At 72.2% G+C, this 1,160-nt stretch carries 1 protein-coding gene; it reads left to right on the top strand.

The window, feature by feature from the left end; translation table 11 throughout:
- Positions 1 to 110: 110 nt before the first annotated feature.
- Positions 111 to 1,160 (top strand): serine/threonine-protein kinase (locus AVR91_RS40500; RefSeq protein ID WP_076857545.1); only part of this gene is annotated, 1,050 nt, incomplete at its 3' end.

Raw genomic sequence — 1,160 nt, 5'->3', positions numbered from 1 at the left:
TCCATCCATGCCCCCGCCGCCACCCTCAACGGAGGCGCTGGCGCGCCGCGGGGCCGGATTCTAGGGCGACCCCCGGCGGCGCCCGGAACTGGCGCGTTAGGCTTCGCTGCGTGACAGGCGATGAGTCGGGGGACCTGACGGGTCGTCGGCTGGGCAACTACCGCATCGACGGCGTGCTCGGCAAGGGCGGCATGAGCGTGACCTACAAGGCCACGGACGTGCGGCTCGGACGCAAGGTGGCACTGAAGGTCATCGGTGATCACCTCGGGGCCGACGCCGAATTCCGCGAACGCTTCGTCGACGAGGCGCGGAACACGTCCGCGATCGACCATGCCAACGTCGTGCCGTTGTACGACTTCGGCGAGCTCGAAGGCATGCTCTACATCGCCATGCGGATGGTCGACGGCGGGGACCTCGCGGGGCTGATCTCCGGTGGCCCGATCGCGCCCGCCCGCGCGCTCAACATGCTCGACCAGGTCGCCGACGCGCTCGACACCCTGCACAACCGGGGTCTCGTGCACCTCGACGTCAAACCGGCGAACGTCCTGGTCACCAGCAAGGAGACCTCGCGCGAGCACGTCTACGTCGCCGACTTCGGCCTGACCCGCCGCGGCGCCACCGGGCATCGCACCCGCGGCGGCGACTTCCTCGGCTCGCCCACCTACGCGGCGCCCGAGCACCTGCGCGGCGAGCCGCTCGACGGCCGCACCGACCAGTACGCGCTCACCTGCGTCCTCTACGCCTGCCTGACCGGCAGCCCGCCCTTCAAGGGCGACGTGCAGACGGTCATCAAGGGGCACCTGAACGGCGAGCCCCCGGCCATCTCGCGGATCGTCGGCCTTCCGGCCGGGATCGACGAGGTCGTCCGGAAGGGAATGGCGAAGAATCCCGCCGAGCGCTACCCCAACTGTGTTGAGATGATCGCGGCCGCCAGGCGCGCGCTCGGTCCGCTCGCGACTTCGAACGAGCCGCCCGGCGCGCCCGGGCAGGCGGCGGCCGCGACCGTCCAGCAGGCGCCACGGCAGAACACGCCGCCACAGGGAGAGGGGGGCCCCGTGCACCCGTACGGAGGACAGCAGCCCGGCTACGGCCAGCAGGGACCGGGACCGCAGGGTCCCCCGCCGCAGCAGGGCCCGCCGCCCGGTTACGGCCCGCCGCCG

This window comes from Amycolatopsis keratiniphila subsp. keratiniphila, assembly GCF_001620365.2.
Classification (GTDB): Bacteria; Actinomycetota; Actinomycetes; order Mycobacteriales; family Pseudonocardiaceae; genus Amycolatopsis; species Amycolatopsis keratiniphila.
The sequence above is the reverse complement of the archived record's forward strand: the minus strand, read 5'-3'. Positions and strand labels throughout refer to the sequence as shown.